This is a genomic window from Sphingobium cloacae (assembly GCF_002355855.1).
Lineage (GTDB): Bacteria > Pseudomonadota > Alphaproteobacteria > Sphingomonadales > Sphingomonadaceae > Sphingobium > Sphingobium cloacae.
Map to the genome: position 1 here is coordinate 1,358,040 of NZ_AP017655.1, position 15,855 is coordinate 1,373,894.

Annotated in this window: 12 protein-coding genes, 1 tRNA gene and 1 pseudogene; 8 read left to right on the forward strand and 6 right to left on the reverse strand. The window is 63.3% G+C overall.

Going from position 1 to position 15,855, the window contains the following annotated elements; genetic code table 11:
* The first annotated feature begins 31 nt into the window (after positions 1-31).
* The 3 genes from mfd to SCLO_RS06615 all read left to right on the forward strand — a co-directional run bounded on the left by mfd (position 32) and on the right by SCLO_RS06615 (position 4,751).
* Positions 32-3,508: a transcription-repair coupling factor gene (gene mfd / locus SCLO_RS06605; protein WP_066515497.1), complete on the forward strand. Its 3,477-nt coding sequence runs from the start codon at positions 32-34 to the stop codon at positions 3,506-3,508.
* A 108-nt stretch (positions 3,509-3,616) separates the two neighbouring features.
* The gene (locus tag SCLO_RS06610) at positions 3,617-4,027 is read left to right on the forward strand and encodes a hypothetical protein (RefSeq protein WP_066515496.1); all 411 of its coding nucleotides are present in this window, start codon (positions 3,617-3,619) and stop codon (positions 4,025-4,027) included.
* Positions 3,999-4,751: a TorF family putative porin gene (locus SCLO_RS06615; protein ID WP_066515495.1), complete on the forward strand. Its 753-nt coding sequence runs from the start codon at positions 3,999-4,001 to the stop codon at positions 4,749-4,751. The genes SCLO_RS06610 and SCLO_RS06615 overlap by 29 nt, the downstream gene beginning before the upstream one ends.
* Here SCLO_RS06615 and SCLO_RS06620 read toward each other — a convergent pair.
* Positions 4,740-6,755 carry a putative bifunctional diguanylate cyclase/phosphodiesterase gene (locus SCLO_RS06620; RefSeq protein ID WP_066515493.1) on the reverse strand — a complete coding sequence of 672 codons (2,016 nt, stop codon included), beginning with the start codon at positions 6,753-6,755 and terminating at the stop codon, positions 4,740-4,742. The genes SCLO_RS06615 and SCLO_RS06620 overlap by 12 nt on opposite strands.
* 120 nt (positions 6,756-6,875) lie before the next feature.
* On the opposite strand from SCLO_RS06620, the gene moaA reads away from it, so the two are divergent.
* The 3 genes from moaA (at position 6,876) to SCLO_RS06635 (ending at position 8,816) form a co-directional block, all read left to right on the forward strand.
* Positions 6,876-7,889 (forward strand): GTP 3',8-cyclase MoaA, encoded by a 1,014-nt coding sequence (gene moaA / locus SCLO_RS06625; RefSeq protein ID WP_066515491.1) that lies wholly within the window; start codon positions 6,876-6,878, stop codon positions 7,887-7,889.
* Complete coding sequence (locus tag SCLO_RS06630) at positions 7,886-8,662, forward strand: NAD kinase (RefSeq protein ID WP_066515489.1); 777 nt, start codon at positions 7,886-7,888, stop codon at positions 8,660-8,662. The genes moaA and SCLO_RS06630 overlap by 4 nt, the downstream gene beginning before the upstream one ends.
* Positions 8,663-8,741: 79 nt before the next feature.
* A tRNA-Asn gene (locus tag SCLO_RS06635) sits at positions 8,742-8,816 on the forward strand.
* A gap of 590 nt (positions 8,817-9,406) precedes the next feature.
* Here SCLO_RS06635 and istB read toward each other — a convergent pair.
* Positions 9,407-10,267 (reverse strand): IS21-like element helper ATPase IstB, encoded by an 861-nt coding sequence (istB, locus tag SCLO_RS06640; protein ID WP_066522470.1) that lies wholly within the window; start codon positions 10,265-10,267, stop codon positions 9,407-9,409.
* Positions 10,264-11,526 (reverse strand): IS21 family transposase, encoded by a 1,263-nt coding sequence (istA, locus tag SCLO_RS06645; RefSeq protein WP_096362064.1) that lies wholly within the window; start codon positions 11,524-11,526, stop codon positions 10,264-10,266. The genes istB and istA overlap by 4 nt, the downstream gene beginning before the upstream one ends.
* Before the next feature lie 326 nt (positions 11,527-11,852).
* Between istA and SCLO_RS06650 the strand changes: the two genes are divergently transcribed.
* On the forward strand, positions 11,853-12,668 hold the full coding sequence (locus tag SCLO_RS06650) for a DNA-directed RNA polymerase subunit alpha C-terminal domain-containing protein (RefSeq protein WP_096362100.1): 816 nt from the start codon (positions 11,853-11,855) through the stop codon (positions 12,666-12,668).
* Here SCLO_RS06650 and SCLO_RS06655 read toward each other — a convergent pair.
* Positions 12,609-13,280, reverse strand: a pseudogene (locus tag SCLO_RS06655) (DDE-type integrase/transposase/recombinase); the annotation flags it as partial. The gene SCLO_RS06650 and the pseudogene SCLO_RS06655 sit on opposite strands and share 60 nt — an antisense overlap.
* Here SCLO_RS06655 and SCLO_RS06660 point away from each other — a divergent pair.
* Complete coding sequence (locus SCLO_RS06660) at positions 13,219-13,926, forward strand: HipA domain-containing protein (protein ID WP_096362101.1); 708 nt, start codon at positions 13,219-13,221, stop codon at positions 13,924-13,926. The pseudogene SCLO_RS06655 and the gene SCLO_RS06660 overlap by 62 nt on opposite strands.
* A gap of 9 nt (positions 13,927-13,935) precedes the next feature.
* Here SCLO_RS06660 and SCLO_RS23585 read toward each other — a convergent pair whose 3' ends face one another.
* Both SCLO_RS23585 and SCLO_RS06670 read right to left on the reverse strand, forming a co-directional pair.
* Complete coding sequence (locus SCLO_RS23585; RefSeq protein WP_231923367.1) at positions 13,936-14,154, reverse strand: hypothetical protein; 219 nt, start codon at positions 14,152-14,154, stop codon at positions 13,936-13,938.
* Positions 14,120-14,725: a hypothetical protein gene (locus SCLO_RS06670; RefSeq protein ID WP_231923368.1), complete on the reverse strand. Its 606-nt coding sequence runs from the start codon at positions 14,723-14,725 to the stop codon at positions 14,120-14,122. The genes SCLO_RS23585 and SCLO_RS06670 overlap by 35 nt, the downstream gene beginning before the upstream one ends.
* Positions 14,726-15,855 lie beyond the last annotated feature (1,130 nt).

Sequence of the window (15,855 nt, forward strand, 5' to 3'; positions counted from 1 at the left end):
ACACGACCGAACCGGAACAATGCAAGCTGAAATGACTGATCTCCCCAAAATCCTGAAGGCCCAAACGCCCCTCACCCTTTCCGGCGTCCCGGCGGGTTTCCAGCCCTGGCTGCTGGCCGACATGGCGCGCGCCGCCTTCGGCTCCAATGGAGGCCGCGCCCTGTTCGTCGCGCCCGACGACGCCCTGATGCGCGCCGTGGCCGACACCGCCATCTACTTCGCGCCGGAAATCGAGATCGTCGAAATCCCGGCATGGGATTGCCTGCCCTATGACCGGGCCAGCCCCTCGCTGCGCAGCGCATCGGCCCGCCTCGCCGGGCTTCACGCGCTGCAAGCCGCTCCTGCGGGACCGCAACTCGCCGTCACCACGCTCAACGCCCTGACGCAGCGCACCCTCACCCCCTTCCGCGTCCGCCAGCTCGTCGCGAAGCTCGCCCCCAAGGAACGGATCGCGATCCAGCGCCTCGCCGACATGCTGCAAGCGAACGGCTATGTCCGCACCGACACGGTGCATGACCGGGGCGAATTTGCCATTCGCGGCGGCATCGTGGACCTTTTCCCCGGCGGCGAGGAGCAGCCCCTGCGCCTCGACTTCTTCGGCGACGAGATCGAGACGGTCCGCCGTTTCGACCCCGCTGACCAGCGCACGACAGGGAGCATCGACGGCTTCACCCTCCTCCCCGCCTCCGAAGCCCTGCTGGACGAGGACACGATCAAGCGTTTCCGCGGCCGCTACCGCGAAACCTTCGGCGCGACCGCGACCGGCGACCCGCTCTATCAGGCGGTGAGCGAAGGGCGGCGTCTCGCGGGCATGGAGCATTGGCTTCCCCTGTTCGAGGAGAAGCTGGTCCCCCTCACCGACCATATCGGCGCGAATACCGTCATCATCCTCGACCATGGCGTCGCGGGCGCGGCGGAGGCCCGTTTCGAGGCGATCCGCGACTATCACGCCAACCGCATCGCCGCGAAATCCTCCGACCCCGGCGCCTACCGCCCGCTGGACCCCAAGGCGCTCTATCTCGATGCGGGGGAATGGGAAGCCGTCGCCCGCGACTGGCCGATGCACGCCACCACGCCCTTCCACGAACCGGAAAGCGCAGCCGTCATCGACTTCGCCGTGGACGGTCCCCGCGACTTCGCCCCCGAACGCGCCCAGAACGCGAACGTCTACGAGGCTGTAGGAAAACATATCGCCGCCCTCCAGCGAGGGAAGAAGCGGGTCATCATCGCCTCCTATTCCAACGGCGCGCGCGAACGGCTCTCCGGCCTCCTCGCGGACCATGGCGTCAAAAGGCTCGCCGCCGCCGACGACTGGCAGGAGGCGCTGGGCCTCGCCGCCACCGGCGCCACAGTGCTTTCGGTTCTTCATCTCGATCATGGTTTCACCGCGCCCGATGTCGCCGTCCTCACCGAACAGGACATGCTGGGCGACCGCCTCGTCCGCCGCGCCCGCCGCAAGAAGAACGCCGACGCCTTCCTCCAGGAACTGGCCACCCTCTCCCCCGGCGACCTCGTGGTCCACCGCGACCACGGCATCGGCCGCTATGAAGGGCTGACCCAGATTCCCGTCGCCAAGGCCGCGCACGACTGCGTGGCGCTCGAATATGCGGGCGGCGACAAGCTCTACGTGCCCGTAGAAAATCTCGAAGTCCTCTCCCGCTACGGCTCGGAAAGCGAAGGCGTCGCGCTCGACCGCCTCGGCGGCGAAGCGTGGCAGCGGCGCAAGGCTCGGATGAAGGAACGCATCCGCGAGATCGCGGGCGAACTCCTCAAGACCGCCGCCGAACGCGCCCTGCGCCCCGCGACCGTCGCGGAGCCGGACGCGGCGGGCTATCCCGCTTTCGTCGACCGCTTCCCCTATCAGGAAACGGACGATCAGGACCGCGCCATCGGCGACGTGATCGAAGACCTCGGCGCGGGCAAGCCGATGGACCGCCTGGTCTGCGGCGACGTGGGCTTCGGCAAGACGGAGGTCGCCCTGCGCGCCGCCTTCGTCGCGGCGATGGCGGGGATGCAGGTCGCGCTGATCTGCCCCACCACCCTGCTCGCCCGCCAGCATCATATGAATTTCGTCGAGCGCTTCCGGGGCTTCCCGATCAACATCGGCCGCCTCTCGCGCCTCGTCCCCGACAAGGAGGCGAAGGCGGTGAAGGCGGGGCTGGCCGACGGCAGCGTCGACATCGTGGTCGGCACCCACGCGCTGCTCGCCAAGGGGTTGGAGTTCAAGCGCCTCGGCCTCGTCATCGTGGATGAGGAACAGCGGTTCGGCGTCACGCACAAGGAACGATTGAAGAACCTCAAGACCGATGTGCATGTCCTGACGCTGACCGCCACGCCGATCCCGCGCACGCTGCAAATGGCGATGTCGGGCCTGCGCGAGTTGTCCGTCATCCAGACGCCGCCGGTCGACCGCCTGGCCGTGCGCACCTATGTCATGCCGTGGGACGGCGTGGTCATCCGCGAGGCGCTGCTGCGCGAGCATTATCGCGGCGGGCAGAGCTTCTTCGTGGTGCCGCGCATTTCCGACCTCCCCGATATCGAAGAGTTTCTCCGCACAGAAGTCCCAGAAGTCCGTCCCGTCGTCGCCCACGGCCAGATGGCGGCGGGCGAAGTGGAAGAGCGCATGTCGGCCTTCTACGACAAGCGTTATGACGTGCTGCTCTCCACCACCATCGTCGAAAGCGGCCTCGACATCCCCAGCGCCAACACGCTCGTCATCCACCGGGCCGATCGTTTCGGCCTTGCCCAGCTTTACCAGCTACGCGGGCGCGTGGGCCGTTCGAAGACGCGCGCCTATGCATATTTCACGACCCCCGCCAACCGCGTCATCACCGAAACGGCGGAAAAGCGGCTGAAGGTGCTGTCCGACCTCGACACGCTGGGCGCGGGGTTCCAGTTGGCCAGCCACGATCTCGACATTCGCGGCGCGGGCAATCTGGTCGGCGACGAGCAATCCGGTCACATCAAGGAAGTCGGCTTCGAACTCTACCAGTCGATGCTGGAGGATGCGATCATGGAAGCGAAGGCGGGCGGCGTCGGCCTCGAACGCCCGCGCGACAGCTTCTCGCCCCAGATCACCGTCGATGCGCCGATCATGATCCCCGAAGATTACGTCCCCGACCTCGACCTGCGCATGGGCCTCTACCGCCGGATCAACGAACTGGAGGACCGGCAGGCGCTGGAATCCTTCGCCGCCGAACTGATCGACCGCTTCGGCAAGCTGCCCGCGCCGACACAGAACCTGCTCAAGATCATAGAGATCAAGCAGAACTGCCTTACCGCCAACATCGCCAAGATCGACGTGGGCGCGAAAGGCGCGCTGGTCAGCTTCCACGAGGACCGCTTCCCCAATCCGGCGGGGCTCGTCAGCTATATCCAGCGGCTGAACGGTGTGGCGCGGCTGCGCCCGGACAGCAAGGTCGTGGTCAATCGCGCATGGGCCGATCCCGGCGCGCGGCTGAACGGCGCGCTGCAACTGTCGAAGGGGCTGGCGAAGGCGGCGGGCTGACCCTTGCAGCCATTTGTCATGGCCCGGCAAAAAAGCAGAAACACATTCTTCCTAAATCCCGCAGGAACGACCGGGCGGCACAGCCAGGCTTCACCGCAGGAGAATGACATGAGTTTGACGCTTATCGCGCTGGCCGCCGCCGCCGCGACCCACACGGTTCAGATCGACCATGGCGGCACGCCGGTCGAGGCCACCTATACCGCCCGCGCGGACATCAGGACGCGCACCGTGGGCGCCCATACCCCCAACCGCACCGACATGCGCCGTTGCCACTGGAAGGCGACGATCATGATCGATCGGCAGTTGAGCCACAGTCCTTCGCTCGCCCGCGCCATTCCGGCCGACCGTGAATTTTCGGGCAGCGAAGCCGGCGCCTGCACGCCCGGCCGAGACATCGGCGTCCGCCAGATCGCGCAGCATCAGGAGAAAATCCACGCTCATCTCATGACGGTTGCACAGCGGGACCGGGGACCGCTATTGGCCGAACTCGATGCTATTCGGAATCTCGCCTCGAACTGACCGGACCTTTTGGGCGGCGCTCGCCTGCTGCGTCCTTGCCGCGGCGAACGCCGCTCCGGCTCATGCCCAATATGCCAGCGGCCTGTCCGCCACGGTGGAAGTCGCCAGCGACGAACGCCGTCGAGGCATAAGCTGGAGCGACGGCGATCCCGTCGTGCGTGGCACGCTGTCCCTGCCCGTCGCCGAGGGATTGAGCCTGGACGCCGCCGCCGTCTCCCTGTGGGGCAGCGACCGGCATGGCGGCGCGGATGCCGTCGCCGATCTGGGCGTGACCTATGCGCGGCAGGTCGGAGGCTGGCGGTTGTCGGCGGAGGGACGCTATCACCTGTTTCCCGGCGCATCCCATCAGGGCTATGGCGAACTGGGCGCGGGAGCGGGCTTCCTGATCGGTCCGGCCAGCATCGATCTCTCCGCCCACTATGCGCCCGACCAATCGGCCGTCGGCGGGGACAATCTCTATCTGGCGGCTTCGGCGGCGGTGGCCGTGCCCGGAACGCCCCTCACTATTTCGGCGCGCATCGGGCGCTCCTCGGGCGATGCCGACCATCCCGTCCGCGCCGCGCGGCTGCGCCCGGACGGCACTTATTGGGACCATGGCGTCAGCCTGGACTATCTGAAAGGCCGCTGGTTCGCCGGCCTGCGCTATGCCAACAGCAGCATCGACGGCCCGGACAGCGCCCACACCGGCGCCAGCCTGATCGCCCGCTTCGGCCTAAGCCTTTAGCACCAGCGCCAGCAATTCGTCGGACGACACGCCCGCCGACCGCAGGAAGCCCTGATAATAATCGCAGCCTTCATGGGCGAGCAGGTCCAGTTGCTGCTGCGTTTCCACGCCCTCCGCGATCACGCGCAGGCCAAGGGATTTCGCCATGTGGATCACCCCGCGCACGATGATCCGGTCCCGCGCCGTGCCCGAAATATCCTGCGCCAGTCCACTGTCGATCTTCAGATAATCGAGCGGCAGACTCTTGAGATAGGCCAGGCTGGAATAGCCGGTGCCGAAATCGTCGATCGCCACGGCCAGCCCCTCCGCCCGCAAGGCGGTGAGCAGCGCCGCGGCGGCGTCTACATCCTGAATGAGGCCGCTTTCGGTGATCTCCACCGTCAGGCGGGACCGGGGGAAACCCGCCCGGTCCACCAGATCGAGGAAATCCGACAGGAAACCGGGCTGGGAAATGTCCGCCGCCGTGACGTTGAGCGAAAGGCGCAGGTCCGACAGGGCGGGCGGCCATGCGGCGGCCTGCCGCAAAGCTTCCCCCTGAATATGCGCGGACAGCGGCAGCATATAGTCGGACCGCTCCGCCGTCGTGAACAGGATGCCCGCGCCCAGCGGCCCATATTGCGGGTGATTCCAGCGGGCGAGCGCTTCCACGCCGATGATCCGTTCTTCCGCCACCGGATATTGCGGCTGAAAGACGATGCCGATCTCTCCCCGGTCCAGCGCCAGGCGCAGATCGGTTTCCAACTGATCGGAATCGACCTGGCGGCTGCGCTTTTCGGCAGAGAGGATGCGTATCCCCTCCCCATCCGTGCGCCGCGCATCGGCCAGTGCCGTGCCCGCGCGCTTGAGCAACTGGGTCGCGTCATCCTCCAGCCGGGACTGGGCGATGCCGCAACGGGCGGTCAGCCGGATCAAATGATCGCCCGCGCTGAAGGGCCTGCCGATCGCGCCGATGATCTGCCGCGCCAGGAAGGTCGCCCGCTCGCATTCCGCCGCTTCGCCCGTCAGTCCGATCAGGAATTCCGTCCCCGCGATGCGCGCCACGGTGGCGCCATGCGCCACATCGTCCACCACGCGCTCGATCCGGCGCGCTATGCGGCCCAGCAAGGCGTCGCCGACCATTTGACCATAGGCCGCGTTCATCCGGTCGAACTGGCTGATCGAAAGCAGCAGCACCGTCGTCGCCAGCCCCGCCCGGCCCTCCAGCCAGTCCAGCGCGGCCTGCCGCGATCGCAAGCCCGTCAGATAATCGCGACCGACGCCATCCTGCTCCTGCCCGCCGTGCAGCCATTCGACATCCGCCACCGGGACGCCGTCGGCATAACGCAGATGATGGACCAGCCTGTCGCCCGCCCGCCCCGGCACGTCATGGGCGAAAGCAGCCGAGCGGCCGGACCGCCTCAGCTTCTGCAAGGCAGCCAGCGCCGCGCGCCGCTCCGGCCGCGCCAGACGACGCAGCAATCCGGAGGGCGCCATATGATCGCCGGGCAGATCCAGCTGCCGCGCCAGGTTCTCGCTCAGCCGCAATTCGCCGCGCTGGCGGTCCATCTCCCAGTAAAGCGCGTCGCCCCGCCTGATCCGCTGGGCGCGGCGGCTGTGCATCGCGCCGCCGCCGAGCCGCTCGACCAGACGGTCCGCAGACCATAAGGTCGCATCGAGCGCCGCCTGCGTGAACGGCCCGGTCAGGAAATGCGTGGCGCCGGCCGTCAGCAAGGCGGGTATCCTCGCCGTCTCGGCGGCATCCACCAGCACTACCAATGCTCCGCCGCCCGCCTCTATCGCGGGCACCAGCGTCGCCAGCAGTTTGCCGGCGTCCGGCCCATGGCGCATGTCGATCAGCGCGATTTGCGCGTCGCTCCGCAAATAGCGCTGGGATGCATCGGATGCGCGCCGCGCGCCGATGGCCTTCCATCCGGCCGCCTGCACGGCATGGCACAGCCTGTCCCGATCGCGCGGGGAAAGAATGAAAACGCTGCGCTGCCCCTCGGGCGCGGCTGTCCCGCTCACACAATCGACTCCTTGGGGATCGGCATCGCTCCCCCTTAACAGCCATCGGTTACCGACCTCTTGACCGTCCCGCAACCGGCAGTGCTTGCACCCGTCCGGTCCATCGCCTAGCTAGACGACATGGCCATGGTCGATCTTTCCCGCGCGCCCATGACCGACGGCCTTGGCCGCCGGATCGATTATCTGCGGATCTCCGTGACGGATCGCTGCGATCTGCGTTGCCGCTATTGCATGGCCGAGCGGATGCGCTTCCTGCCCAGGAACCAGGTGCTGACGCTGGAGGAAATCGCCCTGCTGGCCGATCTTTTCATCGCGCGCGGCGTCCGGAAGATCAGACTGACCGGGGGTGAGCCGCTGGTGCGCCGGGACATGCCCGATCTGGTGCGGCGGATCGGGCGGCATCTGGGCGATGGGCTGGACGAGCTGACGCTGACCACCAACGGCACCCGACTGGCCGAGCATGCCGAAGCCCTGCGCGACGCGGGCATGGGGCGGATCAACCTCAGCCTGGACAGCCTTTCGCCCGAACGCTTCGCCCATATCACGCGCGGCGGCGATATCGCCAGGGTGCTCCACGGCCTCGACGCGGCGCATGAGGCGGGTCTGGCCGTCAAGATCAACATGGTCGCGCTCAAGGGCGTGAACGAGGACGAAATCCTCCCCATGCTCCATTGGTGCGATGGCCGCGGCTTCGATCTGACGCTGATCGAAACCATGCCGCTCGGGGATACCGGCCAGGATCGCACCGATCATTATCTGCCGTTGACCCGGGTGGTCGAGCATATCCGGCGACATCGGGCTCTGACGCCCCTCGCCGATCGGACAGGCGGACCCGCGCGTTATCACGCTGTCGAGGGGATGGGTATCCGGCTGGGTCTCATCACGCCCCTCACCCGGAATTTCTGCGCCGACTGCAACCGGATGCGCATGACCTGCGAGGGCAAGATCTTCATGTGTCTGGGCCATGAGGATCATGTCGATTTCCGCGCCGCGCTACGCGAAGGCGGCCTCGCGGCAGTTCATCCCCTGATCGACCGTGCCCTGCGCCTGAAGCCCGCGCGGCATGATTTCCGCATCGGAATTGGCGCTCCCGCAGCCGCCATTCACCGTCATATGAGCGTTACGGGCGGATGAACGGCGAAGCCCGGCGCGCCCTCGTCGCCTCCCCCACTCCGGCAGCGAAGGCGGCGGAAGAAAGACTTCGCGCCGCCTATGATTTCGTGCCGTTGGAGGAAGCGAACATGATCGTCGCCCTGGGCGGGGACGGCTTCATGTTGCAAACGCTCCATTCCATGCTCGAAAGCCGTCGGATCCTGCCGATCTTCGGCATGAATCTGGGAACGGTGGGTTTCCTGATGAACGAATGGCGGCTGGAGCGGCTGGAGCAACGGATGCAATCCGCCAAGCCGTTCAAGGTCACGCCGCTGCGGATGACCGTGGACACGGTGGATGGCGAGAGCTTTTCCATTCCCGCCATCAACGAAGTGTCGCTGCTGCGCGAAACCCGCCAGACCGCCAGGCTGGAAGTGGAGGTCAACGATCGCACGGTGCTGCCCGAACTGGTATGCGACGGCGTTCTGGTCGCGACCCCGGCCGGATCGACCGCCTATAATCTGTCGGCGCACGGGCCGATCCTTCCTCTCGGTTCGGGCCTTGTCGCCCTGACGCCGATCAGCCCCTTTCGTCCCCGGCGCTGGCGGGGGGCGATCCTGCCGGAAAACACCGCGATCCGCTTCACCGTGCTCGATCCGGTCAAGCGCCCGGTCAGCGCCGTGGCCGACCAGCGCGAGGTCCGCGACGTGGCGCGCGTGGAGGTCGGCATCGATCGCGCGACCCCTTTGACGCTGCTTTTCGACCCGGAACATACGCTGGACGACCGCATCGCCGCAGAGCAGTTCATAGCCTGAAATTTTCCTCGGATTAGCGCTTGCCATTCCGCAAATCCCGCTGCTATAGGCGCGGCCTGCCCGGTGAAAGCCGGGCTGCTCCCCGATAGCTCAGCGGTAGAGCATTCGACTGTTAATCGAATGGCCGTAGGTTCGAATCCTACTCGGGGAGCCAACGCCTTTTCAGGTGGCTTTGTCGTGCTTTTTCAGCACCTTAGCGTTCGACACCTCCTTTTGTTCTTATCACCATAGCTCGTAAGTCGCTGATTTCCTTGACTATCTCATTGCTTACTTGGTTCGAATTCGACTTGGGTTCACCATGGGTGAGAAGAGGTCACGGGGTTGCCGAACAATGCTCCCACTTCTCGTGACATATTGACGGACCTGCACTCAGCATAGGTGCCACTTCCTTCGCTTTGGGCCAGTGCAAGTAGAGTATCGGGCTACAGCTTCTTGCTCCCCCACATATTTGCCTTGCACATTTCTATCCCGCAATAGGCAAGGCACCACAGATGCCGGTCGAGGCACTGGTGGCGCCGCTTGCGGCTCCACCAGTGCCGGTTAGATCGAGAAGTGTGTATTGAGAGCAATTCTCAAAGGCTTCCGCCGGGCGCAAACGCCCTTTGCCTGCCTCCAAAGCGAATCACAGAAACAGGTCTCACCAACCGTGCCTGAAAGGCAAAGGGGCTGTCAACGGGCACCGAAGATTCCGCAAAAGTGGGCATCTAAAATTCCCTAGTTTGGCGGGAGGGTTTGTGTCGGTGATCAGCCGTGATGGAGATCGGGCTTTTCCTTTGCTGGCGGGCGGCCGCGCCGTTTCGGCAAGGGCGGCGGGTTGATGGACGGTGCCATGCGCGCATGCTCGGGCAGGAGGTCGGCGTGCTGTCGCATGCGATAGCTGGAGCCCTCGATCTGGATGACCACAGCGTGGTGAAGAAGGCGGTCGAGCAGCGCGGTGGCCACCACCGGATCGCCAAAGACATCACCCCATTCGGCGAAGCCGCGGTTGGATGTCAGGATCATGGCACCCTTTTCGTATCGGGCGTTGACGAGCTGGAAGAAGAGATTGCCGCCGCCGGGCGTGACGGGAAGATACCCGATCTCGTCGACGACGAGCAGGGAGGATCGGCATAGGAAGCGGATCTTCTCGCGCAACGTGCCCTCGCGTTCAGCCTTGGTCAGTGAAGCGATCAGATCGGCGAGCGGGATGAAGTAGACGCTCTTGCCCGCCTTCACGGCCTCGACGGCAAGGGCCGTGGCGATATGGCTTTTCCCGGTACCGGGCGGGCCCAGCAGATGCACCACCTCGGCCCGGTTGATGAAGTCCAGGCCAGCGAGCGCCAGGATGCGGTTCCTGTCGAGCGATGGCTGGAAGGAGAAGTCATATCCGTCCAGCGTCTTGATGATCGGCAGCCTTGCCATGCGCAGGGCTGCCTTGATCCTGCGGTTCTCCCGGAGCGACAGTTCTTCGTTCAGCAATATGTCGATGGCCTCGATGCCATCGATTTTGCCCTGCTCTATGCCGCGCAGGGTGGCGTCGAGCATCTCCAGGGCGCGTGGCATTTTGAGATGGACGAGGCTGCGGCGGATATTATCGACGCGGGATGCGGCACCCCCATGGTTCATGGCCGGTCTCCCCGCGCCAGTTGGCTGCCGATCGCCTGATAGATGGCCAGGGAGCGCACGGCGACATGCTCGCCTACACGACCGATGGCGATTACCTCTTTGCCATGGATACGGCGCTTGGCGCCGCTGCTGCCTGTCCGATGCGCAGGATCGATCCTGTACTGCCGACGCCCCTCAAGAACCGGGTGCTCGGCAATGACCTGGCCCAGGTCTACGATCCGGATCTTGTCGGGTAACTGCTGGATTTCGACGACGCGCCGGGTGCGATCGGGAACGCTGTAGTAATTGCCGCCGACCGAGACCATCCCATCGTGGCTGACGCGGCGCTCCAGCTTCAGAACAGCGTCAAAGCGGCCCGCCGGGAGCAGCTGCAACTCAGGCTGCTCGGCGGCGAAGGCTTCAGCAATAATCCGCTGCGTCGTGCCGTGGACACGGACGTTGGCGACGGTATCGAGCCAGTCGATCAGCTGGACATTGAGATCGTCCAGATTGCGGAAGCTCCGGCCCAGGAAGAAGTCCTTGCGGATATAGCTGAATGGCCGCTCGACCTTTCCCTTGGTCTTGGCCCGATAGGGACGGCAGGCGCGCGGCACGAAGCGATAATGCCCGGCCAGAGCCAGCAATGATCGATTGTAGATGATGTGGCCCTGATCATCTTCCCCGGTCACAGCGGTTTTCATGCGATCGTAGAGGATCTCGATCGGGACGCCGCCGAGCGCTTCAAAGGCCTGCATATGACAGCGCAACAGGCTTTGGAGATCCTGATGCATGACGTAGCGCGCAAACAGGAAGCGCGAATGTCCCAGCACCAGGCTGAACAGCCAGACGATCCGGCTGACGCCGGGCTCATCGGTAAATTCGACGACGAACCGGGCAAAGTCGACCTGTGCCTGCACGCCAGGCGGCGTCTCGAACCGAACCTCAAAGGGCTTGGGGCCGTTTTCCGGCCGGATCGCTGCCAGGAACCGCTTTACCGCGGTATAGGCGCCCATATATCCCAGCTCACGGATTTCCCGCGTCAGGCGCGCCGCAGTCAGATCGGGAAAGGCCGTCACTCGCTCACGCAAAAATTCCAGATAGGGTGCCAGTTTGTTCGGTCGACCCAGCATGCGAGGGCCGTAAACCGGGGCCTCGATGCCCCGTTCGATATATTTTCGGATGGTCTTGGGATCGCGACCAGTGCGTCGGGCAATGGCGGATATCGATACGCCCTGCCGATGTAGTTCGAGGATCATCATCAATTCTCCAAGTCGGATCATCGGCCCCGTCTCCGCGTCTGCAAAGGAGATGAGGACAATGTCGGCTCATCTCATTCTGCCGGGGCTAGCCCCGGCAGAATGAGATGAAGGGGCCACCAACTAGGGAATTTTCAAAGCCCACTTTTGCGGAGAATTGCACGACCGATGACAGGGGCCATCATCTGTCGTCCGGGAGGTCCCGGAGGGTGCCTGCGGTTTAGCTGTCGTTCGTCAGTTCTCGACGCGGCCGACGACGATCCTTTGTCGCCGTTCAGCATAAATTTTTCGAGCCTTAGGTGCTGACGGTCCGCTTTTCGATTTGTGCCGATAGCGGTGGTACCGATAGTATGCCGGAGATGAGATCGAAGCAGCAAATCATTGCAACGTATGACACACTTCCCGCTGATCGCTCGCCGATGGACAGTGTGATGGCGGCCATCAATGGGTTGAGCGAAGGTCCGCCGCCGGTATTTGTCGCTGTAGATCTCTTGCGACCGTATCCGATCCGGGACTTAGGTCCTCCAGACTGGTTGATCGTTTCAGTGGGTTCGGAACAGTCCTCGTCCTTTCAGGCTAATTGGCGCGACGTGATAAGGGTGGCTCCGCAAGAGGCCTCAGTCGTGCTGCTGTCTCAAGGAAATATTTTGGATGTCCCACACGAGGTGGCTCAACACGTTGATCTCACCGGATGGCACGGCAACGGATTAGACCGTCGTATCGATTCGGTTGCGCGCCGGATTGCAGGGGGGACATCGATATGGCGCCAAGACGATGTGGAGGGCGATGCTTTACGAAGAGGTGCGCTGATCCACGTCGGCGATGGCACCACGATGCTCAACCCGAAGCTGCTTGTTAAGATCGTCGACCTTAGTCTGTCGAAGGGCGCGCAACGCGTGATACGACAACAGAACATTATCTATGTCGGCGACCTCGTTCAGATGACGGAGGCCGAGCTTCTAAGAATACCCGATTTTGGTCGTAAGAGGTTGGGAGAGATCAAAGCCGCACTCCAAAATCTCGGGCTTATGCTTGGTGCCATCATACCCAGCTGGCCACCCGAAAATTTCGAAGCACTGTTAGGTGATCGCGATGCGGCAGAGAAACTAGTTGTTCAGTCCCGGCATCTGGTGGATTGGGTTGACGATGAACCGTTCTGGCTCTGACGTCCAGATCTTGGCGATGTATTCGTAGGGTGTGAGCCCGCTGAGCGTTTTGAGCCTTCGGGCGAAGTTGTAGGCGGCCATGAAGTCAGCGAGGTGCGTCCGGAGTTGCTGATGGCTGTCGTAGTGGAAGCGTTTGACGGTCGCCTCCTTGATGGTCCGGTTCATCCGCTCGACCTGGCCGTTGGTCCACGGGTGGTTCGGTTTGGTGAGACGATGCTCGATGTCGTTTGCCTCGCAGATCATGTCGAAGCGCATCTGGCGTGACCATGCGGTGTTACGGTTGCGCGGCTGCTCGGCGAACTGGATGCCATTGTCCGTCAGGATCGTGTGGATGCGGTAGGGCACCGCTTTCAGCAGGTGTTCGAGGAACTCCCACGCCGTTCGGCGATCCGCCTTGTCGACGAGTTGCGTGACGGCGAACTTGCTGGTGCGGTCGATGCCGACGAACAGGTACAGCTTGCCTTCTGCAGTTTGCACTTCGGCAATATCGATGTGGAAGAAGCCGATCGGATAGCGTTTGAAGCGTTGTCGCTTTGGCTTGTCACCTTCGATGTCGGGCAGGCGAGAGATCGTAAAATTCTGGGAAGGCGAATATCCCGAGCTCGCCGCCAATGAGTATTTCTGCCTGCGAGCAGCCGAGCGCTGTGGCCTGGAACTGCCGCGCTTCCGATTGTCGGATGATGGCCGCGCTCTTGTGGTCGATCGGTTTGATCTGCGCGCCGACGGCCACTATCAGGGCTTCGAAGACTTTTGCGTTCTGAACGCGCGTTCGACCGCCGATAAATATCGCGGCTCCTACGAAACCGCGATCCTCAAGCGCTTCCGTGACTTTGCGTCGGCCGATACCGTCGCCGATGGCTCGGAACGGTTGTTCATGCTGATCGCACTCAATTGCATGGTGCGCAACGGCGACGCTCACCTGAAGAATTTCGGCATGCTCTATGATGACATCGATGGACCGGTGCGTTTGGCACCCGTCTATGATATCGTGACGACCACTGCCTATCTCCCGGCTGATGCCATGGCGCTTACGCTCAACGGATCGACACGCTGGCCGGCCCGATCCCAGCTCCAGGCTTTCGGTGAGACGCGGCAGATCGGCACGCCGGCAGCCATTCGCGCCATCCTCGAGCGCGTGGAAACCGCGATCGCGGAAACAATCCCTGAGATCGAGACCTATGGCGGCGACCATCCCAGCTTCGCCCAGATTGGCGCGCGCATGATCGCGGCCTGGCATGAAGGGCTGGCAAAGCACTGAGCTTATTTCTCACCTTCGTAGGTCATGACGACATCTGCCAATGTTTGCGGACGTGCCGCCGGAGAAGATCGGCGTGATCTGGGCGGCGCCTGAATCGACAAGCCCCGCGATCGCCTGAACGACGAACCAATCTTTTTCGACAAAGGCCTCGTCGACCGCAAGCGCGCCGGCAACACGACCGAGCGTCCATGCGTCAGATGCGCTCGAGAACGACATAATTGCCATCATAGCCGATGCGGCGGCTGATACGGTCCTTGACCGCCAAGGTTCGGCCGGTTGGCACCTGGGTGGAACGGCCGCTATTATAGGCACGATCGAAGCTCGATGGGTCGACCGATTTGCCGAGCCGCCCGAGCGCCTCAGCGGCAAGGCGCTTGATCCCTACGACCGGGACCGGCTTGCCGCTGAAAGGCGAAACCGCTGCCTTGGCATAGAGGCCGTAGTCGATCTGGATGAGTTTGCCGGTTCTGGTCGCCTGGCGTAGCGCGCGTCCGACCGCATCGTAGCTTCCAAACTCGCCAAAGTCGCGACGCAGGAACACGTTGCGCCTGGAACGACGCACACGATGCTCGACAAGGTCCGCGATCGATGCCGACGATTTCGTAGCGCCGCTCCGCGCCAATCGGTAACGCCCGCGGCCGACCCGCACGATCTTACGCGTCTTGACCAGATCGCCGAGTGCACGGCCGATCGAGTCATAGTTCGCGTCGAGCGGCAAATCGGTGCGCGCAACGGTGCCGCCATCGGCCATACGCTCCAGAATCTGATCGGTCAGGGTCGACATAGCGGCTACCAACATACGACGTTTCCGACATTCGGAAGCGTCGAAAGTTCCATAATTCAAGAGGCGCTTCGCCATATGCCGATCGCAGAACGCTGGTGGCGCACCATAACCTATTAGTATTCGCAGCATTGGTGAAGCCGCTGCGCCAGCACCCGAAGCAGCGGACCTTTTCCTCCTTTGGTTTCGACGCATCAAGCGCCGCTCGCAAGACGCGACGACCGCCCTCCAAAAAACTGCTTCCTTTGCGGGACAGCTCGAAGTTGGCTTCGACTGAGGCAGAACTCCGGCCGATGCTCGCATGTGAATGCGAGTCGCGAGCATAGTGCGGTCGCCCAAGCTGCAGACGCAGCTACGGCAGCTATCAGGAACCACCAAAAGCGGCACTGGAGTGCCGAAAGCGGAACCACCAGTGCCTCAACCGGCTCCGGGAATGCCCTACCTGTTGCGCGCCATCTCAATTCGAATCATCTTGAGCTTGATCGAACGCGGACCGAAGGCGCTACACACTTCAATGAGCGATGAACCCTTCGATCCGGTGCCACGATCAAAAGTTGATGAAGGAAGCTCCCGGCTCAGCGCCAGAGTGTTGGATGAACGAACCAGGAAGCAGGCGGTGCTACATGCCCGTCGGGGTCTTTGAACCCGCCTGCCAATGCGCCACGGAATTCCAATGCACCAGCCTGAGCCGGGAGCGACACATAAGCTCATGACCAAACGTCACGGGCGTTGGATGAACGAACCGGGAAGCACGCAGTGCTACATGCCCTTTCAGGGTCCTTGAACCTGCGCGCCAACGAGCCACGGAATTCCACTGTCTGAAAGCGCACGGCCGGAGCAAATGATGACAGGCGACCGCTCGCAATGGAGAGGCCGCCTGGAGGATACCCCATGCCCATGATGGGGACGGGATCAAAACTCTACGACCTCTGCATTCTTGAATGCGGAGCGATAGATCGCGACTAATTGTCTTGTCTTTACTGTGGGATTCTTGAAGAAGTTCGAAATGTGATCTATTTGGGGAGCCAAATCCTTGTTTCTGGCGGTATCAGCCAGTGCCCAAACCCTTGCAAATCCGTTCCTTTCCCCTCTAGCATAGTCTCATGCGGAATCATCGGGGATCATCTGAGCGCCCCCATTACGGAGGC

Bases quoted from the DNA above. Each gene is read 5' to 3' on its own strand.
- mfd (WP_066515497.1), top strand. From the start codon at position 32: ATGACTGATCTCCCCAAAATCCTGAAGGCCCAAACGCCCCTCACCCTT.
- SCLO_RS23585 (WP_231923367.1), bottom strand. From the start codon at position 14,154: ATGATGGCAATTATGTCGTTCTCGAGCGCATCTGACGCATGGACGCTC.
- SCLO_RS06630 (WP_066515489.1), top strand. From the start codon at position 7,886: ATGAACGGCGAAGCCCGGCGCGCCCTCGTCGCCTCCCCCACTCCGGCA.
- moaA (WP_066515491.1), top strand. From the start codon at position 6,876: ATGGCCATGGTCGATCTTTCCCGCGCGCCCATGACCGACGGCCTTGGC.
- SCLO_RS06650 (WP_096362100.1), top strand. From the start codon at position 11,853: ATGCCGGAGATGAGATCGAAGCAGCAAATCATTGCAACGTATGACACA.
- istA (WP_096362064.1), bottom strand. From the start codon at position 11,526: ATGATCCGACTTGGAGAATTGATGATGATCCTCGAACTACATCGGCAG.
- SCLO_RS06660 (WP_096362101.1), top strand. From the start codon at position 13,219: ATGTCGGGCAGGCGAGAGATCGTAAAATTCTGGGAAGGCGAATATCCC.
- istB (WP_066522470.1), bottom strand. From the start codon at position 10,267: ATGAACCATGGGGGTGCCGCATCCCGCGTCGATAATATCCGCCGCAGC.
- SCLO_RS06670 (WP_231923368.1), bottom strand. From the start codon at position 14,725: ATGTTGGTAGCCGCTATGTCGACCCTGACCGATCAGATTCTGGAGCGT.
- SCLO_RS06610 (WP_066515496.1), top strand. From the start codon at position 3,617: ATGAGTTTGACGCTTATCGCGCTGGCCGCCGCCGCCGCGACCCACACG.
- SCLO_RS06615 (WP_066515495.1), top strand. From the start codon at position 3,999: ATGCTATTCGGAATCTCGCCTCGAACTGACCGGACCTTTTGGGCGGCG.